Here is a 19,605-nt window from a genome sequence, read left to right on the forward strand (position 1 = left end):
ACGTCAGGACTCCGCCCCACCCAGCCGGGCGTCCCGCGCGGCGGCCATCTTGCTGGGCAGGCCCCACAGCTGCACGAAGCCCTTGGCGCGGGACTGGTCGAAGGTGTCGCCGGTGTCGTAGGTGGCCATGCCGAAGTCGTAGAGGCTGGCCTCGGAACGCCGGCCGGTGACCACGGCCCGGCCGCCGTGCAGGGTGAGCCGCACCTCGCCGGAAACGTGCCGCTGGGCGTCGTCGATGAACGCGTCCAGGGCGTTCTTCAGCGACGAGAACCAGAGGCCGTCGTAGACCAGCTCGCCCCAGCGCTGGTCGACGCCGCGCTTGAACCGGGCCAGGTCCCGCTCGACGGTGACCGCCTCCAGCTCCTGGTGGGCGGTGATCAGCGCGATCGCGCCGGGTGCCTCGTACACCTCGCGGCTCTTGATGCCGACGAGCCGGTCCTCGACCATGTCCAGCCGGCCCACGCCCTGGGCGCCCGCCCGCCGGTTGAGCTCCAGGATCGCCTGGTACGGGGTGACCGTCTCGCCGTCGACGGCGACCGGCACGCCGGCGTCGAAGGTGATCACCACCTCGTCGGCGTCCCGCGGCTCGGCCGGGTCGGCGGTGTACGAGTAGAGGTCCTCGACCGGGCCGTTCCAGATGTCCTCCAGGAAGCCGGTCTCGACGGCGCGGCCCCACAGGTTCTGGTCGATCGAGTACGGCGACTTGGCCGAGACGTCGATCGGCAGGCCCTTCTCCTCGGCGAAGGCGATCGCCTTGTCCCGGGTCCAGGCGAAGTCCCGGGCCGGGGCGATGATCTTCAGGTCGGGGGCGAGTGCGCCCAGCCCGACCTCGAACCGGACCTGGTCGTTGCCCTTGCCGGTGCAGCCGTGCGACACGATGGTGCCGCCGTGCTGCTTCGCGGCGGCCACCAGGTGCTTGACGATCAGCGGCCGGGACAGCGCGGAGACCAGCGGGTAGCGGTCCATGTAGAGGGCGTTGGCCCGGATGGCCGGCAGGCAGTAGTCGGCGGCGAACTCGTCACGCGCGTCGATCACCTCGGACTCGACCGCGCCGCAGTCCAGCGCGCGCTGCCGGATGACGTTCATGTCCTCGCCGCCCTGGCCGAGGTCGACCGCGACCGCGATCACCTCGGCGCCGGTCTGCTCGGCCAGGTACGGGATGGCGACGGAGGTGTCGAGACCCCCGGAGTACGCCAGGACGACCCGCTCGGTCATGGTGTGCTGCTCCCTTCAACGATCTCTTCCCGGCGGGCCCACGCGGCGAGCTTGTCGCCCAACGCGGCGCCGCCGTCGGCCTCGCGGGCCACGACGAGGATGGTGTCGTCGCCGGCGATGGTGCCGACGACCTCGGACAGGCCCGCTCGGTCCAACGCGCTGGCCAGATAGTGGGCTGCGCCCGGCGGGGTGCGCAGCACGGCGATGTTGCCGCTGGAGTCGACCCCGTTGAGCAGTTCGCGCAGCAGCCGGACGAGCCGGGCCGGGGCTGCCTCGGCCTCGCGCAGCGGCCGGTGGCCGTCCTCGGGGATCAGGTAGACGCCCCGCCCGTCGCCGCCCCGGGCAGTGACCGCCCCGAGTTCCTTGAGGTCCCGGGAGAGGGTGGCCTGGGTGACCTGGATGCCGTCACCGGCGAGCAGGTCGGCCAGTTCGGTCTGCGAGTGGATGGCCCGGTCGCGGATCAACTCGACGATGCGGGCGTGCCGCGCGGCGCGGGTCAGCGGGGCGGTCATGATGTGGATGCCTCCAGGAGAAACGTCAGCAGCGCCTTCTGGGCGTGCAGGCGATTCTCCGCCTGGTCGAAGACGGCGCTGCGCGGCCCGTCGAGCACCTCGTCGGTGATCTCCTCGCCGCGGTGGGCGGGCAGGCAGTGCAGCACGATCACCTCGGGCCCGGCGTGGCCGAGCAACGCGTCGTTGACCTGGTACGGCAGGAACGGAGTGATCCGGTCGAGGCCGTCGGACTCCTGGCCCATCGAGGTCCAGGCGTCGGTGGCGACCACGTCGGCGGCGCGCACCGCCTCGACCGGGTCGGTGAGCACCCGGACGGAGCCGCCGGTGCCGGCGGCGAGCTTCTCGGCCCGGGCGACGATCTCCGGGTCGGGCTGGAACCCCACCGGGCCGGCGACCCGGACGTGCATCCCGGCGGTCACCCCGGCCAGCAGGTACGAGTGCGCCATGTTGTTCGCCGCGTCCCCGAGGTACGCCAGGGTGCGCCCGGCGGTGGCGCCGAACCGCTCCCGCACGGTGAGCAGGTCGGCCAGCAGCTGGCACGGGTGGTAGGTGTCGGTGAGCGCGTTGACCACCGGCACGGTGGCGTGCGAGGCGACCTCCGCGATCCGGTCGTCGCCGTGGGTGCGCAGCACGATCGCCGCGACGTAGCGGGAGAGCACCCGGCCCGCGTCGGCCAGGGTCTCGCCCCGCCCGAAGTGGGTGACCTGGGTGTCCACCACGAGCGGGTGGCCGCCCAGCTCGGCGATGCCGGCATCGAACGAGATCCGGGTGCGCAGGCTCTGCTTGTCGAAGAGCACCGCCACCGACCGCGGCCCCGCGAGGGGCCGGTACCCGAACCGGTCGGCCTTCATCCGGGCGGCCAGGTCGAGTACGGCGGACTGCTCGGCGGGCGACAGGTCGTCGTCGCGCAGAAAGTGCCGGATCATGCGGTGACCTCCGTCGGGGCGCTGGCGGCGTCGAGGGCGGCGGGGAGGGCGGCCAGGAAGGCGTCGGCCTGCTCGGCGCTGAGGATCAGCGGCGGGGCGAGCCGGACCACGCCGGGCTGCACCGCGTTGACCAGGAAGCCCGAGTCGCGCAGCGCACCCGCCACTTGGCCGGCGACCGGCGACTCGAGCACGACGCCGAGCAGCAGGCCGGCGCCGCGGACCTCGGCGACGAGCGGGTGGCCGAGCGCCTCGATCCCCCGCCGCAGCCGCTCCCCGATCCGCTTGACGTGGTCGAGCAGCCCTTCGTTGGCGATGGTGGCGATCACCGCGAGGGCGGCGGCGCAGCTGACCGGGTTGCCGCCGAAGGTGGTGCCGTGCGAACCGGGGCCGAGCAGCTCGGCGGCCCGGCCGAAGGCCAGGCAGGCGCCGATGGGCAGGCCGCCGCCGAGCCCCTTGGCCAGGGTGACGAGGTCCGGCTCGACCCCCTCGGCCTGGTGGGCGAACCAGTGCCCGGTACGGCCGACACCGGTCTGCACCTCGTCGAGCACCAGCAGCGCGCCGTGCGCGGCGGTGATCCGCCGGGCCTCGGCGAGGTAGCCGGACGGCGGGACGACAACGCCGTTCTCGCCCTGGATCGGCTCGATGATCACCATGGCGGTGCCGTCGGTGACCGCCGCGGCGAGGGCGGTGGCGTCGCCGTACGGGACGTGGGTGACGTCGCCGGGCAGCGGGCGGAACGGGTCGGCCTTGGCCGGCTGGCCGGTGAGCGCCAGGGCGCCCATGGTCCGGCCGTGGAAGCCGCCCCGGGTGGCGACCACGTGGGTGCGGCCGGTGAGCCGGGAGAGCTTGAACGCGGCCTCGTTCGCCTCGGCGCCGGAGTTGGCGAAGAAGACCCGGCCGGGCCGGCCGGCGAGGGCCAGCAGCAGTTCGGCGAGGGCCACCGGCGGCTCGGCGACGAACAGGTTGGACACGTGCCCGAGGGTGGCGACCTGCTTGGAGACGGCGGCCACCACGGCCGGGTGGGCGTGGCCGAGGGCGTTGACGGCGATGCCGCCGAGCAGGTCGACGTACTCCCGGCCGGCCTCGTCGACCACGACGGCGCCGGAGCCGGCGACCAGCGCGAGCGGCGGCGTGCCGTAGTTGTCCATCATGGCCGCGCCCCAGCGCTGCACCAGGCTGCTCACTCCGCCACCCCGCCTTCCTTGTTCGCGGTTGCGGGGCTCGCGAGCTCACTCCTCGCGCTCACGAAGCCCTCCTTGTTCGCGGCTGCGGGGCTCGCGAGCTCACTCCTCGCGCTCACGACCATCGTGCCGAATCCTTCCGAGGTGAACACTTCGAGCAGCGTGGAGTGGGCGACCCGGCCGTCGACGACGTGCGCGGCGGGCACTCCCTGCCGCACCGCCCGCAGGCAGGCCTCCATCTTCGGGACCATCCCCGACTCCAGGGACGGCAGCAGCTCGGCCAGGTCGTCGGTGGTGATCTCGCTGACCAGGCTGGACGTGTCGGGCCAGTCCGCGTACAGGCCGGAAACGTCGGTGAGGACGACCAGCTTGCGGGCCTCCAGCGCGATCGCGAGCGCGGCGGCGGCGGTGTCCGCGTTGAGGTTGTGCAGCACCCCGTCGGCGTCCGGCGCGACCGTGGAGATCACCGGGATCCGGCCGGCCGCGATCAGGTCGGCCACCGCGGAGACGTTCACCGACTCCACGTCGCCCACCTGCCCGACGTCGACCGGTTCGCCGTTGACGTAGGCCGGGCGGCGCACCGCGGTGAACAGCCCGGCGTCCTCGCCGGACAGGCCGACCGCGAACGGGCCGTGCGCGTTGATCAGGCCGACCAGTTCCCGGCCGACCTGCCCGACGAGGACCATGCGGACGACGTCCATCGCCTCCGGGGTGGTCACCCGCAGGCCGCCCCTGAACTCGCTGGCGATGCCGAGCCGCCCCAGCATGGTGGAGATCTGCGGCCCGCCGCCGTGCACGACGACCGGCCTGAGGCCGACGTACCGGAGGAAGACCATGTCGGCGGCGAAGGCGCGCTGCAGCGCCGGGTCGACCATGGCGTTGCCGCCGTACTTGACCACGACGGTGGCGCCGGAGAAGCGGGCCAGCCAGGGCAGGGCCTCGATCAGTGTCTCGGCCTTGACCTGGGCCCGGGTGAGGTCCGCGGTGAGGTTCATGTCGAGTACGCCGAGTTCTCGTGGACGTACGCGTGCGACAGGTCGTTGGTCCAGATGGTCGCCGCGGCGTCGCCGGCGTGCAGGTCGATCCGGATGCTCACGTCCCGGCCGGCGAGGTCCACCTTGGCGCGGTCCTCGGCGGCGGCGCCGCCCCGGCACACCCAGACGCCGTTGACCGCGACGTCCACGCCGTCGGACTCGAACGCGGCGGCGGTGGTGCCGACGGCGGCGAGGATCCGGCCCCAGTTGGGGTCGTTGCCGAACAGCGCGGTCTTGACCAGGTTGTTCCGGGCCACCGAGCGGCCCACCTCCACCGCGTCGTCCTCGCTCGCGGCGCCGACCACGTCGACGGCGATCTGCTTGGTGGCGCCCTCGGCGTCGGCGATGAGCTGCTGGGCCAGGTCGTGGCAGGCGGCGGTGACCGCGGCGGTCAGCTCCGCCTCGCTGGGCTCGATGCCGGAGGCCCCGCTGGCCAGCAGCAGCACGGTGTCGTTGGTGGACATGCAGCCGTCGGAGTCGATCCGGTCGAAGGTGACCCGGGTGGCGGCGCGCAGCGCGGCGTCCAGGGTCTGCTGCCCGGCCACCGCGTCGGTGGTGAGCACGCAGAGCATGGTGGCCATCGCCGGGGCGAGCATGCCGGCGCCCTTGGCCATGCCACCGACGGTCCAGCCGCTGCCCGGGGCCACGGTCGTCTTGGGCCGGGTGTCCGTGGTCATGATCGCCTCGGCGGCGGCCCGGCCGCCGTCCCGGCCGAGGCCACGGACGGCGTTGCGGACGCCCGGCAGGAGCTTGTCCATGGGCAGCCGTTCGCCGATCAGGCCGGTGGAGCAGACCGCGACCTCGCCGGCCCCGACCATCAGCCGAGGGCTGCTGGCGGTGAGCGCGGCGGCGGTGTGCTCGGCGGTGGCGTGGGTGTCCTGGAAGCCGGCCGGGCCGGTGCAGGCGTTCGCGCCGCCGGAGTTGAGCACCACGGCGCGGACCACGCCGCCGCGCACGACCTGCTGGGTCCAGAGCACCGGGGCGGCCTTGACCCGGTTGGCGGTGAAGACACCGGCGACCCCGGCGTCGGGGCCGTCGTTGAGGACCAGGGCGACGTCGCCGGCGCCGCCGGCCTTGAGCCCGGCCGCGACGCCGGCGGCGCGGAAGCCCCGGGGGGTGGTGACTGTCATGGGGCCACTCCGAAGGTGGAGAGTCCGGTGGTCTCGGGGAGGTCGGACATCAGGTTGGCGTTCTGCACGGCCTGGCCGGCCGCGCCCTTGCCCAGGTTGTCGATGGCACTGACCACGATCACCCGGCCGGAGTCGACGTCGACGGTGGCCTGCAGGTGGCAGGAGTTGGAGCCGGCGGTGGCGGCGGTGTGCGGCCACGCCCCCTCGGGCAGCACGTGGACGAAGGGCGCGTCGGCGTAGGCCGCGGCGAGCACCTCGCGCGGGTCGGCGTCGCCGGTGGGCACGGCGGTGACGGTGGCGAGGATGCCCCGCGGCATGGGCGCGAGGACCGGGGTGAAGGAGAGGCTGGTCGCCCCGGTGGCCTGCTTGATCTCCGGCACGTGCTGGTGCGCGCCGACCTTGTAGGGCGACAGGTCGCCCATCACCTCGCTGCCGAGCAGGTGGGCCTTGGCGGCCCGGCCCGCGCCGGAGGTGCCGGAGGCGGCGACCACCACCACGTCGGTGGGGAGCACCGCGCCGGCGGCGATCAGCGGGGCCAGCGCCAGGGTGGTGGCGACCGCGTAGCAGCCGGTGCTGGCGACCCGGGTGGCGGCGGCGATCGCAGCCCGCTGGCCGGGCAGCTCGGGCAGGCCGTAGGTCCAGGCGCCGGCGTGCGTGCCGCCGTAGTAGGCGGCCCAACCGTCGGCGTCGCGCAGCCGGTGGTCGGCGCCGAGGTCGACCACCTTGACCGGGTCGGGGAGGGCCGCCGCGAGGGCCGCCGACCGGCCGTGCGGCAGGGCCAGGAAGACCAGGTCCGCGTCGACCAGGGTGGTCGGGTCGGTCGCCCCGAGCACCAGGTCCAGCCCGGCGAGCTGCGGGTGTACGGCGGCGACGGGCTGGCCGGCCGAGGAGTGGGCGGTGGCGGCGACGAGGTCGAACTCGGGGTGCCCGGCGAGCAGCCGCAGCAGCTCGCCGCCGGCGTATCCGCTCGCCCCGGCAACCGCAACCCGGATACCCATACTCACCTCCGCATGACTATGCAGAGGTTACCAGGACCGATCCACCGGCTGCAAGTTCATGCAGTATGATGCATGAAGCTGCACCGCCTGCCGACGGCGTTCGCCGTGACGACCACCGGGTGATCAGGTCCGCTTTCAGCTGGCGGAACCACTGTGCCCGGCAGCCGCGCCCACGGTCGTCGAGCGGATCGGAAGGCGAATCCGGCATGCGAATCCCTCGGCGTCTCTCGGGTCGAAGGACTGCATGCGCGCCCGCCCCACCGCCGGAGTGGATCTGTACGAATTCCGACCGGCCCCCGCCCGGCGCCGAAGCGCCGCAAGCCCTCCCGCCGGTCGGCGGGAGGGCTTGCGTCGCGGAACGTGGCTACGCGCCGCGCAGGGTCGCGCCGAAGCGCTCGGCGACGAGCGCGACCGCCGCGTCCCGGGCGGCCACCGCCTCCTCGACGGTCAGCGTCCGGTCCGGGGCCCGGAAGGTCAGCTTGTACGCCAACGACTTGCGTCCCGCGCCGAGCTGCTCGGAGGCGTACACGTCGAAGAGACGGACCCCCTCGAGCAGGTCGCCGGCCCCCTCGACGAGGGCCCGCTCCACCTCGACGGCCGGCACCGACTCGTCCACGACGAGGGCCACGTCGATCAGCGCCGGCGGGAAGGTGGAGATCGCCGGGCCGGCCATCAGCGCAGCGGCGGGCAGCGCATCCAGGTTCAGCTCCATCACGCTCGTCCGGCGGGGCAGCTCCAGCGTCGCCACCACAGCCGGGTGCAGCTCACCGGCGTACCCGACGGCGGCGCCGTCCACCAGCAGCTCGGCGCAGCGGCCGGGGTGCCACGGAGCCCGCTCGGCGGCCCGGACGGTGACCTGGTCGGCCGGGATGCCGGCGGCGGCCAGCACGGCCCGGCCGGCCTCGACGGCGTCCGCCCAGCCGGCCGCCCGGCCCGCGCCCCACCAGCCCGCCGGCTCGATCTCCCCGGCGAGCGCCACCGCGACGTGCCGCGGCTGGTCCGGCACCACCGCGTCGGCAGCGGCGAACTCCTCGTCGGTCGGGCGCCGGTCCACGCCCATGGCCGGCGGGGCGCCGACGCCCGGACGCGGGTGGAACACGGTGCCGATCTCGTAGATCGCCACGTCGCGCTGGCCCCGGGCGATGTTGCGCTTGAGGATGCCGAGCAGCGGGCCGAGCAGGGTGGTGCGCAGCAGCGGCTGCTCCTCGGACAGCGGGTTGGCCACCCGGACCGCCGGCCGGCGGGGGTCGCCGGCGGGCAGGCCGAGCTGGTCGGCGAGCTCGGGGGCGACGAACGGGTGGGCGAGGACCTCGACGTACCCGTGCTCGGCGAGCGACCGCGCGACCGCCCGCTGGCGCTGCTGCCGCCAGGTGAGGCCACGGCCGGGCGGCGCGGTGGGCAGCTCCGAGGGCACCCGGTCGTACCCGTCGAGGCGGACCACCTCCTCGACCAGGTCGGCCGGGTCGGTGAGGTCGGGCCGCCAGCTCGGCGGGCTCACGCCGAGCACCTCGGCGCCCCCGGCGGAGACGCCGACCTCGCCCGGGTCCTCGCCGAGCCGGTCGGTGCCCCGGGTGACCGTGCAGCCGACCTGCTCCAGCAGCTCGACCACCCGCTCCGTCGAGTAGGCCACCCCGACCCGGCGCGACGGCAGGTCGGCCGGCAGGGTGACCGGCGTACGCGGCCGGACGTGGTCGATGTCGAGGATCTCCTCGCCGACCGTGCCGCCCGCGTGCTCGGTGAGCAGCCTTACCGCCTTCTCCAGCGCGACCAGCGCGATCGCCGGGTCGACGCCCCGCTCCCAGCGCTTGGCCGCCTCGCTGAACAGCTTGTGCCGGCGGGCGGTGCGGCCCACCATCGCCGGGTCCCAGTGCGCCGCCTCGAACAGCACGTTCGTGGTGGACGCGACGACCTCGCTGGTCTCGCCGCCCATCACCGCGGCGAGCGAGATCGGGCCGGTGTCGTCGCAGATCACCATGTCCTCGGCGACCAGGGTGCGGGTGACGCCGTCCAGAGTGGTCAGCTTCTCCCCCGGCTCGGCGCGGCGGACCACCAGCGGGCCGCTGATCCGGTCGGCGTCGAAGGCGTGCATCGGCTGGCCGAGCTCGAGCATCAGGTAGTTGGTGATGTCGACCGGCAGCGAGATGCTCCGGATGCCGGCCACGGTGAGCCGCTGCCGCATCCAGCCGGGCGTCTCGACGGTCGGGTCGACACCGCGGACCATCCGGGCGGCGAACCGGTCGCAGCCGACGGTGTCGCGCACCTGAACCGGGTACGCCGGCTCGGCGGTGGCGCCGGGGGCCGGCGCGTCGGCCGGGTCGCGGAACGCCACGCCGAGGGCGTGCGACAGTTCGCGGGCGATGCCCCGCACGCTGAGCGCGTACCCGCGGTCCGGGGTGATCTCCATCTCGACCACGACGTCGTCGAGGCCGACCACCGGACGGGCGTCGTCGCCGGGCTTGGCCGGGGTGTCCTCGGGCAGCACGATGATGCCCGAGTGGTCGTCGCCCAGGCCCAGCTCCTTCGCCGAGCAGATCATGCCGTGGGAGTTGCGCCCGTAGGTCTTGCGCGCGCCGATGGCGAAGTTGCCGGGCAGCACACCGCCGGGAAGGATCACCACGACCCGGTCGCCGGGGGCGAAGTTGCGCGCCCCGCAGACGATCTCCTGCGGCTCGCCGGTGCCGTTGGCGGCGCCGACGTCCACCCGGCAGAACCGGATCGGCTTCTTGAAGCCGGTCAGCTCCTCGATCTCCAGGACCTCACCGACGACCAGCGGACCGGTGACGGTCTCCCGCAGGTCCACGATCGACTCGACCTCGATGCCGAGGTCGACCAGCGCCTGCTCCAGGTCGCCGGCGGGCAGGTCGGCGGGGAGGTCGACGTACTCCCGCAGCCAACTGACAGAAACTCGCATGACTGTTTAAACCACCGTCTCCGTAACTCGTGCCCGCACCGTCTACACGCCGAACGCGCGGGTGAACCGCACGTCACCCTCGGCCATGTCCCGCATGTCGCTGACCCCGTGCCGGACCATCACCGTCCGGTCGATGCCCATGCCGAACGCGAATCCGGAGTAGACCTCCGGGTCGATGCCGCAGGCCCGCAGCACCCGCGGGTTGACCATGCCGCAGCCGCCCCACTCGACCCACTGCGGGCCGTCCCGGTGCTCCGGGAACCAGACGTCGAACTCGGCCGACGGCTCGGTGAACGGGAAGTAGTGCGGCCGCCAGCGGGTCTTCGCGCCCTCGCCGAACATGGCCCGGGCGAAGTGGTCCAGCGTGCCACGCAGGTGCGCCATCGTGATGCCCTTGTCCACCACCAGGCCCTCGACCTGGTGGAAGACCGGCGCGTGGGTGGCGTCCAGCTCGTCGGTGCGGTAGACCCGGCCGGGCACCACCACGTAGATCGGCGGCTTGCGGCTGAGCATGGTGCGCGCCTGCACCGGCGAGGTGTGGGTGCGCAGCACCAGGCCCGAACTCTCCGCGCCCTCGGACGGGGCGATGTGGAAGGTGTCCATCAGCCCCCGCGCCGGGTGGTCGGCGGGGATGTTCAGGGCGTCGAAGTTGGTCCACTCCAGCTCGACTTCGGGCCCCTCGGCCACCTCGTAGCCCATCCCGATGAACAGGTCGCTGATCTGCTCCATCAGGGTGCTCAACGGGTGGCGGGCGCCACGCGGCCGGCGGTTGTACGGCAGGGTCACGTCGACCCGCTCCTCGACCAGCACCCGCTCGGCCCGCTCCTGCTCCAGCACTTCCTGCCGGGCGGCGTAGGCGGCCTCGACGGCGCGGCGGGCCTCGTTGACCCGCTTGCCGGCGTCGGCTTTGGCGGCCGGCGGCAGCGCGCCGATCTCCCGGCGGGCGAGGGAGATCGGGGACCGGTCCCCGAGGTGCGCGGGACGCAGCGCGGTCAACGCGTCCGGATCGGCGGCGGCGGCGAACGCCTTCTCGGCGTCGGCCACGGCCCCGGCCAGGGCGTCCGGGTCGAGCAGGGCGACCTGCTTCGGGTCGTACGGATCGTTGCGGTAGCTCATGGCGAACGGGCACTCCCTCACGGCGGCGCCGGCCCTCACGGGCGGCTAGGCGAGTCTACGGACGCGCGGCTTCGCCGCAGCCCGCCGGTGTGGGAGTTACGCAGGGGGAAGGGTCAGGCCCGCCGCCCGCCGACACCGGCGGGCTGGCTAAACGAACGCCGTGGCGCGTTCATCATCCGACTGACTCCCCTGCTCTGTCGCCCGCGCGACCCGTCGGTCGGCGCAGTGCTCTGGCTGAAGCGTACAGGCAGACGGCCGCGGCCGCAGCCAGGTTCAGGCTCTCGGCGCGCCCGTGCAGCGGCACCCGGACCCGGGCGTCGGCCGCGTCGGTCAGCTCCGCGGGCAGGCCGTGCGCCTCCGAGCCGAAGAGCCAGGCGGTGGGGGTGGCGAGCCGGCCGGCGTCGGCGAGGTCGTCCAGGTCGCGGTCGCCGTACCCGGTGGTGGCGAGGACGGTGAGCCCCGCGGCCCGCAGCGCCGCGACCACCTCGACGGGGTCGGCGGCGCGGACCACGTCGACGTGGAAGAGGCTGCCGGCGGAGGCCCGCACACACTTGCCGTTGTACGGGTCGACCGCGTCGCCGGCGAAGACCACCGCGCCCGCGCCGGCCGCGTCCGCGGTGCGCAGCACGGTGCCGGCGTTGCCCGGGTCGCGGATCTCGGCGAGCACCGCGACCAGTCGCGGTCCACGCGCGAGGGCCCGGTCCAGCGGTACGTCCAGATGCCGGCAGACGGCGACCAGGCCCTGCGGGGCGACGGTCTCGGTGAGCGCGGCGAGGGCCTCGTCGGTGACCTCGGAGACCGGGACGTCGGCCCCGGCGGCCCGGGCCGCCAGGTCGGCGTACCGGTCGAGGGCGGCGGGGGTGCCGAACAGCTCGACCACCGTGCCGGCGCGGTCCAGGGCCTCGCGGACGGCCTGCGGTCCCTCGGCGAGGAACCGGCCGGTGTTGTCACGGTCCCGGCGGCGGTGCAGCCGGCGGGCCGCGACGACCCGGGGGGTACGCGGGCTGTACGGGCCGGAGACGGCGTCGAGGCGCCTCCCGCGCGATGGTGACTGCATGGGAGACGCCTCGATCTGCTGCTGGTACGGGTGGATCAGGCGGCCTGGGCCGCGGCGCCACCGGTGCCCTCGGCCGCCACGGCGGCGCGGGCCAGCTCGACGATCGCGGCGAACGCCGCGGCGTCGTTGACGGCCAGGTCGGCCAGGATCTTGCGGTCGACCTCGATGCCGGCCAGGCGCAGGCCCTGGATCAGCCGGTTGTAGGTGAGGCCGTTGGCCCGGGCACCGGCGTTGATCCGCTGGATCCAGAGCTGCCGGAAGTCGCCCTTGCGGTCGCGACGGTCCCGGTAGGAGTACTGCATCGAGTGCAGCACCTGCTCCTTGGCCTTGCGGTAGAGGCGGGAGCGCTGACCGCGGTAACCGCTCGCGGTCTCCAGCAGGGTACGACGCTTCTTCTGGGCGTTCACAGCCCGCTTGACGCGTGCCATCTCAACTCCTTCTTCGGTTCAGGTGGCGCGCGTCAGCGGCCGAGCAGCTTCTTGATTCGCTTCACGTCGGCCTTGGCCAGCTCGACGGTGCCGGTCAGCCGGCGGGTCTGGGTGGAGGCCTTCTTCTCCAGGTTGTGGCGCAGCCCGGCCTGCTGGGCAACGATCTTGCCCTTGCCGGTCACCTTGACCCGCTTGCCCATCCCCGTGTGGCTCTTCATCTTCGGCATTGGAACGTCTTCTCCCCTGTTACTCGCCGGTCGTCCCGGCGGGCCCGGCCGCCTCGGCCGGAGGCGCCTCGGCGGCGCCCGCTTCCCGCTCGCGCGGTCCGGCACCACGGGCCACGGCGGCGGCCTTGGTGGCGCGGTGCGGCGCGAGCACCATGATCATGTTGCGGCCGTCCTGCTTCGGCGCGGCCTCGACGTACCCCAGCTCCGAGATCTCGGATTCGAGCCGGCGCAGGAGCCGGTAACCCAGCTCCGGGCGGCTCTGCTCGCGACCGCGGAACATGATCGTCACCTTGACCTTGTCGCCGGCCTTGAGGAACCGCACCACGTGACCCTTCTTGGTCTCGTAGTCATGCGGGTCGATCTTCGGCCGGAGCTTCATCTCCTTGATGACGGTCTGCTGCTGGTTACGCCGCGCTTCGCGCGCCTTCAGTGCGCTCTCGTACTTGAACTTGCCGAAGTCCATGAGCTTGCACACCGGCGGGCGCGCCATCGGCGCAACCTCGACCAGGTCCAGGTCGACGTCCGCGGCCAGCTGAAGGGCGCGCTCCAGCGGGACGATGCCCACCTGCTCACCTTCAGGGCCGACCAGTCGGACCTCACGTGCCCGGATCTGCTCGTTCACGCGTGGTTCGACGCTGATGGGGCCTCCTCGAGTCGAGTCTCCTACGGTGCCGACTCCGCGGGCTCCCGGGCGGGAGCCGACCCGGAAAGCAGAAGGCCCCGGCACATGCCAGGGCCCGCTCGACCGGTCGGCACGATCACATGATCGCGCATCCGGGGCCGGAACGTGCCCGGAACCCGGGACCGGACCCGGCCGCCCTCGGGGCGACTCGGGTGGGAGCAGGCGCTCCGCTTCAGGACCACCCACACGTCAGGGACGGGGACAGTCTGGTCGACCCCGCAACACTACACCCCCACCCCACCCACCCCCAACCCGGCCTCCCTACCCCGCGGGACGCGCCGGGCCTGATTCACGGAATTAGTGGCCATCCAGCGCTGGATGGCCACTAATTCCGTGAATCAGCGACCTCGGACGGGCGGGCGGGGTGCCTCGCCCGGGGAATCAGCGGGGGGTGGGGTCGGCGGCGGGGGTGGCCGGGTGGGCCTGGTGGAGGCGGCGCAGTGCGCGGACGGCCTCCACCGCGCGCTCCTTGTCGGCGGCCTGCAGGGCAACCATCGGCAGCAGGTCGTCGTCGTGCAGCTCCAGGCTGGCCCACGGGGCACCCCGGTCGAACCGGACCCCGCGGATCACCTCCCAGGGCAGCTCGTACGAGCCGATCACGTTGCGGACCCGGACGCCCTTGGCGTCGGCCACCACCCGGGGCCGGGTGAAGAGCAGGATGCCGAGGGCCCCGAAGACGCCCAGCCCGACCATGGCGAGCTGGTCGCCACGCTGGAAGGTGCCGTACCCGTCGCCGAGCGAGCCCCGCAGCGAGGTGGCCACCGCGCTGAACACCACCACCAGGGCGACGGCCGACGCCCAGCAGACCAGGCGGATCCGGCGCGGACGTACGGTCACCACGGAATCGCTCACCCGACCAGTCTGCCATCCGGTTCCGGTGCACGTTCCGCCGCCACACGGACCGGACGCCGCCGCGCCGAGGCCACCAGCACCGCCGACAGGGTGAGGACGGCGCCGAACAGCACCGGCAGGCGCGCCCCGGGACCGCCCGGCCGGAGCAAATCCAGCAGCAGCGCGCCCCCGAGCTGCCCGGCGACCAGGGCCAGGCCGGTCCGCAGCACACCGGCGGCCCGGACCCCGATCAGCAGGGAGAGCACGATGCCGACGCCGAACAGGCCGCCGCTGTAGAGCCACCACTGGGACGGCCAGTTCGGGCCGGTGGCCAGCACGCCGGCCAGCGTCGCCACCGCCGCGATCGCCGAGGTGCTGACCGCGAAGTTCACCGCCAGCCCGGCGGCCGAACCGACGGCGGCGGAGACCCGCCCGTTCAGGGCGGACTGCAGGGCCACCGCGAGGCCGCCGGCGACCGAGAGCAGCACCAGCCCCACCGCCAGGTCACCGACCGGCCGGCCGAGCTGGGCCAGGGTCACCGCGGCGATCCCGGCCAGCGCCCCGACGACCCGGGGCGCGGTGAGCGGCAGCCGACCCGTCGCGGCCACTCCGGCCCGGTCGACGGCGAGGCCGCCGAGGCTGCCGCCGGCCACCTGGGCGATGGTGAAGATCGCCACCCCGAGGGCCGGTACGACGAACGGGGCGATCAGCACGATCGCCGCGCCACCCAGCCCGCCCAGGTACGCCCACCAGGGCAGACCGGAACGGCGCAGCCCGGCCAGCCCGGCACGCATCGACGGAAGGGCGACCAGCCCGAGCAGCACCAGCAGGCAGCCGCCGAGGTTGTTGACCACGGCGCCCAGGATCGGGTCGCCGGCCCGCTCCCCCAGCTCCGCGTTGACCACTCCCTGTGCCGCCGAGGCCACGCCGCCCAGGCCCACCACGGCAAGGGCGGCCGGGGCCGGCAGCGGCCTCACAGCCGGCAGGCGTGGATGTTGGTGACCAGGATGGCCCGGGCACCCAGCTCGTAGAGCTCGTCCATGATCCGGTGCACGTCGTCGCGCAGGACCATCGCCTGCACGGCGACCCAGCCCTCGCGGTGCAGCGGGGAGACGGTCGGCGACTCGATGCCGGGGGTGAGCGAGCTGGCCCGGTCCAGCAGGCCGGCCGGCACGTCGTAGGCGAGCATCACGTAGCGGCGGGCGACCAGCACGCCGTGCAGCCGGCGCAGCAGTTGCTCCTGCTGGCCGCAGCCGAGCGCGCCGACCCGGCGGACCAGCACCGCCGAGGAGCGCAGCAGCGGGTCACCGAAGACCACCAGGCCGGCCTGGCGCAGGGTGGCGCCGGTCTCCACCACGTCGGCGACCACGTCGGCGACGCCGAGACGGATGGCGTTCTCCACCGCGCCGTCCAGGCGGATCACCTCGGCCTTGACGCCCAGCTCGGCCAGGTGCCGCTCCACCAGCCCGGGGTAGGCGGTGGCGATCCGGTGTCCGCCGAGCTGCTGCACCGAGTCGACGTCGTCGGGGCGGGCGGCGAACCGGAAGGTGGCCCGGCCGAAGTTCAGGTCGACGATCTCCTCGGCCGGCGCGCCGGAGTCGACCAGCAGGTCCCGGCCGGTGATGCCGACGTCGAGGTCACCGGAGCCGACGTAGGTGGCGATGTCCTTGGGGCGCAGGTAGAAGAACTCGATGTCGTTGGACTCGTCCCGGCAGACCAGGTCCTTCGGGTCGGTGCGCTGGCGGTAGCCCGCCTCACGCAGCATCTGGGCGGCCGACTCGGCCAGCGCGCCCTTGTTCGGTACGGCGACACGCAGCATGGGTGGAGTGCTCCTTCGATCGATCGGGTGATCAGCGGACGGGTGCACTCACAAATGTCGGTAGACGTCCTTCAGCTCGAGACCGGTGGCGATCATCAGCACCTGAGCCTGGTAGAGCAGCTGGGAGATCTCCTCGGCGGCCCGCTCGGGACCCTCGTGCTCGGCGGCCATCCACGACTCGGCCGCCTCCTCGACGACCTTCTTGCCAATGAAGTGCACGCCCTTCTCGAGCGCGGCGACCGTGCCCGAGCCCGGGGTGCCGGCGGCGGCCTTGGCCTGCAGCTCGGCGAACAACTCCTCGAACGTCTTCACGGAAGGCGATTCTTCCAGCCGCACGCGGTGACCACCGGCCCCGGGGTCCGCCCGGGTCGCTCATCTCACCGCCCTCCCCGCGCCCCCTCGACCCGCCCGGCCAGGCTGATCATGGCGTGGCAGGCCGCCAGCCCGGCGGGTCGCCCGGTCGATCCGTGGTCGGCAGGAAGTCGCGGACGGCGGCGCTGAGGTCGGCGGGGCGGGTGGCGGGGATCGCGTGGCCGGCGTCGACGGTGACCAGTCGGGCGGCGGGGATGCGGGCGGCCGGCGCGGCGAGCCGGTCCTGCGGCAGGTGGCTGGCGGGACCGCCGGCCACCACCAGGGTCGGGTGCTGTGATCTCGGTCAACCGCTCCCACCAGTCGGGAGGCGGGGCGTTGAGGGCGGCCAGCACCGCCTCCCGGGTGGCGCAACCACGACGCGGTCAATCACGAAGGCGAGTAAAAGTAGGTCTTTCGAAAGACATCCTTCGAAAGGTAACCTTCGACGCATGACCGAGCAGCGACCCCGCGAGATCACCGACGTCGACACGCTGCGCGCCTTCACCCACCCGCTGCGGCTGCGCATCCTCGACGTGGTCGGGCTGTACGGCCCGTTGACCGCCACCCAGGTGGCCGAGCGGGTCGGCGAGAGCCCGGCCAACTGCTCCTGGCACCTGCGCCAGCTCGCCAAGTACGGCTTCGTCGCCGAGGCCGGAGGCGGCACCGGCCGGCAGCGGCCGTGGCGGCTGGTCACCGACGGGCACCAGTGGGGCGAGGGCGAGGAGAGTCCCGAACTGGCCAGGGCCGGCGACGCGGCCGCCCGGGTCCTGCTCGACCTGGAATACCGCAAGCTCTGGGACTGGATGGCGGCCCGCCGCCAGCAAAGCCCCGCCTGGCGTGATGCCGGCTTCTTCAACCAGTTCCTCACCTGGTGCACCCCGGAGGAGCTCGGCGAGTTGCAGGAGGAGACCCGGGCGCTGTTCGGGCGCCACCTGGACCGGCTCGGCGACCCGGCGGCCCGCCCGCCCGGATCCCGGCCGGTGCGGCTGATGGCCTGGGGGGTTCCCGAGGTCGACGGCCCAGTCGTCGGCGCCGCCGACGGAGCAGTGGAACACGGACCGGTCGTCGGTGGAGCCGACGCGGAGGGGAACGGGGAACGATGAGACAACTGCTGCGCCGGCCGGACTTCCGGCTCTTCTTCGCCGCGCTGACCGTCAGCATGGCCGCCGAATCGGTCCTCCTGCTGGCCCTCGCCGTGTGGGTGAAGGACCTGACCGGATCGGACGGGCTGGCCGGCGCCACGCTCGTCGCGCTGGTCACGCCGATGGTGCTCGCTCCGCTGGCCGGCTGGCTGGTCGACCGGACGCCCCGCCGGACCCTCTTCGTGGCGCTCAACGCGGTCACCGCCGCGCTGCTGCTGCCGCTGCTCACCGTCCACGACGCCGACCGGCTCTGGGTGGTCTACGCGGTCGCCGTCGGCTACGGCCTCTCCTACATCGCGCTCGGCGCGACCGTCACCGCGCTCGTGCAGGAGCTGGTCCCGGCGGAGCTGCTGCCCGACGCCAACGGCGTCTCGCAGACCGTCAAGCAGGGGCTGCGGCTGGCCGGTCCGCTGCTCGGCGCCGGCCTCTACGTGCTGCTCGGCGGTCCGGCGCTGGCCGGCGCCTGCGCGCTCGGATTCCTGGCGGCAGCCGCGATCGGCCTGACGCTGCGCCGGGTGGCTGCGGATTCGAGCGCGGCCACGGCCGCGGCGACGGTCGCGGATGACGGCATCGGGTCGGCCGCCACCGCCACCACGGGCGTCGGGGCGGCCGGGGCGTCGGCCGCACCCACGGTCCAGGTCGGGGCCGCCGGTGGGCGCGGCGAGCTGGTCGCCGGGATCCGGCACCTGGTGGACGAGCCGGCGCTGCGCCGGGCGCTGGTCGCGGTCGTGGTGGCCACCATCGCGCTGGGTTTCGCGGAGACGCTCTGGTTCGCGTACGTGGACCAGGGGCTCGGACGGGAGCCGGCCTTCCTCGGCGTGCTGGTCTCCCTGCAGGGGATCGGTGGCCTGGTCGGCGGAGTCGCCTCGGCCGCGCTGGTACGCCGGTTCGGGGAGCTGGGCGCCATGGCGCTCGGCGTGGCCGCCCTCGCCGCCGGCGACCTGGCCCTGGTCCGGCCCGCTCTCGTGCTCGCGGTGGCCGGCAGCGCGCTGGTCGGGCTCGGGCTGCCGATCGGAATGGTGGGCACCATGACCCTGGTGCAGCGGCGCACCTCGGCCGACCTGGTGGGCCGGGCCTCGGCCTCGCTGGACGCCCTCGCGAGCGGGCCGCAGGCAGTGGCGATCGGGGCGGGCGCGCTGCTCGTCGGCCTGGTCGACTACCGGCTGCTGTTCGCGGCGACCGGGGCGCTGCTGCTGGCCACCGCCGGCTACCTGCTCACCGGCCGCCGCCTCACCGCACCGGCCGGCTCGGCGACCGAGCCGACGCCGGCCGAGCAGCCGGCTCCGGTCGGCGTCACCGCCGGGTAGCTCCGCCGCGCCACGTCGCGCCGAGGTGGCGGTGTCCGGCAGTACCGGAGGCCGCCGCCTCGGCCGGGTCCACTCGTCGACCCGGCTCAACCCACCGCCGCCACCCCCGGCCGCCTACTCGCACCCACCACGCCGGAGCGCGGTGCGCGCCCTCGCTGCCGAGGTCCTGCACGCACAGCCGACTGACCGGCAGTCGGTCAACCGACCCGAGCCGGCCCGCGTCGACCGGCCGGGGCCGGTCAGGCGAAGCCGACCCGACGACCGTTGGTGGCGTCGAGGCCGCGGATGGCCAGGGCGGCGTCCAGCGCCGCGACGGTGGCCGCCCAGCCCTTGTCCTCCGCCGACCCGGGCAGGCCGGCCCGGTCCCGGGCCTGCTCGATGGTCTCCACGGTGAGCACCCCGTGCGCCACCGGCTTGCCCTCGTCCAGGGCCACCCGGGTCAGCCCCTCGGTCACCGACTGGCAGACGTAGTCGAAGTGCGCCGTCGCGCCCCGCACGACCACGCCGAGCGCCACCACCACGTCGTACCGGCGGGCCATCGCCTGGGCCACCACGGGCAGCTCCACCGAGCCGGCCACCCGGGCCACCACGGACCGCGCGCCGCACGCCTCGGCGGCGGCCACCGCCCGGTCGACCATGTGGTCGGTGAGGTCGCCGTGCCACCGCGCGGCCACGATGCCGACGGTCAGCCCGGCGGCGTCCACCGCGGTGACGCCCGGTTCCCCGAAACCCGCCATG

21 protein-coding genes are annotated in these 19,605 nt (G+C 74.1%); 2 read left to right on the forward strand and 19 right to left on the reverse strand.

Going from position 1 to position 19,605, the window contains the following annotated elements; all coding sequences use genetic code 11:
- Positions 1 to 3: 3 nt before the first annotated feature.
- The 18 genes from ACL02O_RS08925 to ACL02O_RS09010 form a co-directional block, all read right to left on the reverse strand.
- Positions 4 to 1,215: an argininosuccinate synthase gene (locus ACL02O_RS08925; protein WP_412817515.1), complete on the reverse strand. Its 1,212-nt coding sequence runs from the start codon at positions 1,213 to 1,215 to the stop codon at positions 4 to 6.
- Positions 1,212 to 1,727, reverse strand: coding sequence for an arginine repressor (locus tag ACL02O_RS08930; protein ID WP_412817516.1), 516 nt, complete (start codon positions 1,725 to 1,727; stop codon positions 1,212 to 1,214). Before ACL02O_RS08930 ends, ACL02O_RS08925 begins: the two co-directional genes overlap by 4 nt.
- Positions 1,724 to 2,653, reverse strand: coding sequence for an ornithine carbamoyltransferase (gene argF / locus ACL02O_RS08935; RefSeq protein ID WP_412817517.1), 930 nt, complete (start codon positions 2,651 to 2,653; stop codon positions 1,724 to 1,726). Before argF ends, ACL02O_RS08930 begins: the two co-directional genes overlap by 4 nt.
- Complete coding sequence (locus tag ACL02O_RS08940; protein ID WP_412817518.1) at positions 2,650 to 3,837, reverse strand: acetylornithine transaminase; 1,188 nt, start codon at positions 3,835 to 3,837, stop codon at positions 2,650 to 2,652. Before ACL02O_RS08940 ends, argF begins: the two co-directional genes overlap by 4 nt.
- Positions 3,834 to 4,829 (reverse strand): acetylglutamate kinase, encoded by a 996-nt coding sequence (gene argB / locus ACL02O_RS08945; RefSeq protein ID WP_412817519.1) that lies wholly within the window; start codon positions 4,827 to 4,829, stop codon positions 3,834 to 3,836. The genes ACL02O_RS08940 and argB overlap by 4 nt, the downstream gene beginning before the upstream one ends.
- Complete coding sequence (gene argJ / locus ACL02O_RS08950) at positions 4,826 to 5,998, reverse strand: bifunctional glutamate N-acetyltransferase/amino-acid acetyltransferase ArgJ (RefSeq protein ID WP_412817520.1); 1,173 nt, start codon at positions 5,996 to 5,998, stop codon at positions 4,826 to 4,828. The genes argB and argJ overlap by 4 nt, the downstream gene beginning before the upstream one ends.
- The gene (gene argC / locus ACL02O_RS08955) at positions 5,995 to 6,996 is read right to left on the reverse strand and encodes an N-acetyl-gamma-glutamyl-phosphate reductase (protein ID WP_412817521.1); all 1,002 of its coding nucleotides are present in this window, start codon (positions 6,994 to 6,996) and stop codon (positions 5,995 to 5,997) included. The genes argJ and argC overlap by 4 nt, the downstream gene beginning before the upstream one ends.
- 364 nt (positions 6,997 to 7,360) lie before the next feature.
- On the reverse strand, positions 7,361 to 9,907 hold the full coding sequence (gene pheT / locus ACL02O_RS08960; RefSeq protein WP_412817522.1) for a phenylalanine--tRNA ligase subunit beta: 2,547 nt from the start codon (positions 9,905 to 9,907) through the stop codon (positions 7,361 to 7,363).
- A 42-nt stretch (positions 9,908 to 9,949) separates the two neighbouring features.
- Positions 9,950 to 11,023 (reverse strand): phenylalanine--tRNA ligase subunit alpha, encoded by a 1,074-nt coding sequence (gene pheS / locus ACL02O_RS08965; protein ID WP_412817523.1) that lies wholly within the window; start codon positions 11,021 to 11,023, stop codon positions 9,950 to 9,952.
- Between the two features lie 172 nt (positions 11,024 to 11,195).
- Positions 11,196 to 12,080: a TrmH family RNA methyltransferase gene (locus tag ACL02O_RS08970; protein ID WP_412817524.1), complete on the reverse strand. Its 885-nt coding sequence runs from the start codon at positions 12,078 to 12,080 to the stop codon at positions 11,196 to 11,198.
- A gap of 35 nt (positions 12,081 to 12,115) precedes the next feature.
- Positions 12,116 to 12,508, reverse strand: a complete 393-nt coding sequence (gene rplT / locus ACL02O_RS08975; RefSeq protein WP_091263835.1) for a 50S ribosomal protein L20 — start codon at positions 12,506 to 12,508, stop codon at positions 12,116 to 12,118.
- A 32-nt stretch (positions 12,509 to 12,540) separates the two neighbouring features.
- Complete coding sequence (gene rpmI / locus ACL02O_RS08980; RefSeq protein ID WP_073835294.1) at positions 12,541 to 12,735, reverse strand: 50S ribosomal protein L35; 195 nt, start codon at positions 12,733 to 12,735, stop codon at positions 12,541 to 12,543.
- Between the two features lie 19 nt (positions 12,736 to 12,754).
- On the reverse strand, positions 12,755 to 13,357 hold the full coding sequence (infC, locus tag ACL02O_RS08985) for a translation initiation factor IF-3 (RefSeq protein WP_412817525.1): 603 nt from the start codon (positions 13,355 to 13,357) through the stop codon (positions 12,755 to 12,757).
- A gap of 441 nt (positions 13,358 to 13,798) precedes the next feature.
- Positions 13,799 to 14,269: a PH domain-containing protein gene (locus tag ACL02O_RS08990; protein ID WP_412817526.1), complete on the reverse strand. Its 471-nt coding sequence runs from the start codon at positions 14,267 to 14,269 to the stop codon at positions 13,799 to 13,801.
- Positions 14,266 to 15,225 (reverse strand): DMT family transporter, encoded by a 960-nt coding sequence (locus ACL02O_RS08995; protein WP_412817527.1) that lies wholly within the window; start codon positions 15,223 to 15,225, stop codon positions 14,266 to 14,268. Before ACL02O_RS08995 ends, ACL02O_RS08990 begins: the two co-directional genes overlap by 4 nt.
- Positions 15,222 to 16,067, reverse strand: a complete 846-nt coding sequence (gene hisG / locus ACL02O_RS09000) for an ATP phosphoribosyltransferase (RefSeq protein ID WP_412817528.1) — start codon at positions 16,065 to 16,067, stop codon at positions 15,222 to 15,224. Before hisG ends, ACL02O_RS08995 begins: the two co-directional genes overlap by 4 nt.
- 48 nt (positions 16,068 to 16,115) lie before the next feature.
- The gene (locus tag ACL02O_RS09005) at positions 16,116 to 16,379 is read right to left on the reverse strand and encodes a phosphoribosyl-ATP diphosphatase (protein WP_459560882.1); all 264 of its coding nucleotides are present in this window, start codon (positions 16,377 to 16,379) and stop codon (positions 16,116 to 16,118) included.
- Positions 16,380 to 16,488: 109 nt separating this feature from the next.
- Positions 16,489 to 16,695 carry a hypothetical protein gene (locus ACL02O_RS09010; protein ID WP_412817529.1) on the reverse strand — a complete coding sequence of 69 codons (207 nt, stop codon included), beginning with the start codon at positions 16,693 to 16,695 and terminating at the stop codon, positions 16,489 to 16,491.
- 172 nt (positions 16,696 to 16,867) lie between these two features.
- On the opposite strand from ACL02O_RS09010, the gene ACL02O_RS09015 reads away from it, so the two are divergent.
- Together ACL02O_RS09015 and ACL02O_RS09020 are read left to right on the forward strand one after the other, a co-directional pair.
- On the forward strand, positions 16,868 to 17,521 hold the full coding sequence (locus ACL02O_RS09015; protein WP_412817530.1) for a winged helix-turn-helix domain-containing protein: 654 nt from the start codon (positions 16,868 to 16,870) through the stop codon (positions 17,519 to 17,521).
- Positions 17,518 to 18,867 carry an MFS transporter gene (locus ACL02O_RS09020; protein ID WP_412817531.1) on the forward strand — a complete coding sequence of 450 codons (1,350 nt, stop codon included), beginning with the start codon at positions 17,518 to 17,520 and terminating at the stop codon, positions 18,865 to 18,867. The genes ACL02O_RS09015 and ACL02O_RS09020 overlap by 4 nt, the downstream gene beginning before the upstream one ends.
- A 239-nt stretch (positions 18,868 to 19,106) precedes the next feature.
- Here ACL02O_RS09020 and ribH read toward each other — a convergent pair whose 3' ends face one another.
- Positions 19,107 to 19,604 (reverse strand): 6,7-dimethyl-8-ribityllumazine synthase, encoded by a 498-nt coding sequence (gene ribH, locus ACL02O_RS09025; protein ID WP_412817532.1) that lies wholly within the window; start codon positions 19,602 to 19,604, stop codon positions 19,107 to 19,109.
- Position 19,605: the final 1 nt, after the last annotated feature.

The organism is Micromonospora mangrovicola (assembly GCF_047200535.1).
Classification (GTDB): domain Bacteria; phylum Actinomycetota; class Actinomycetes; order Mycobacteriales; family Micromonosporaceae; genus Micromonospora.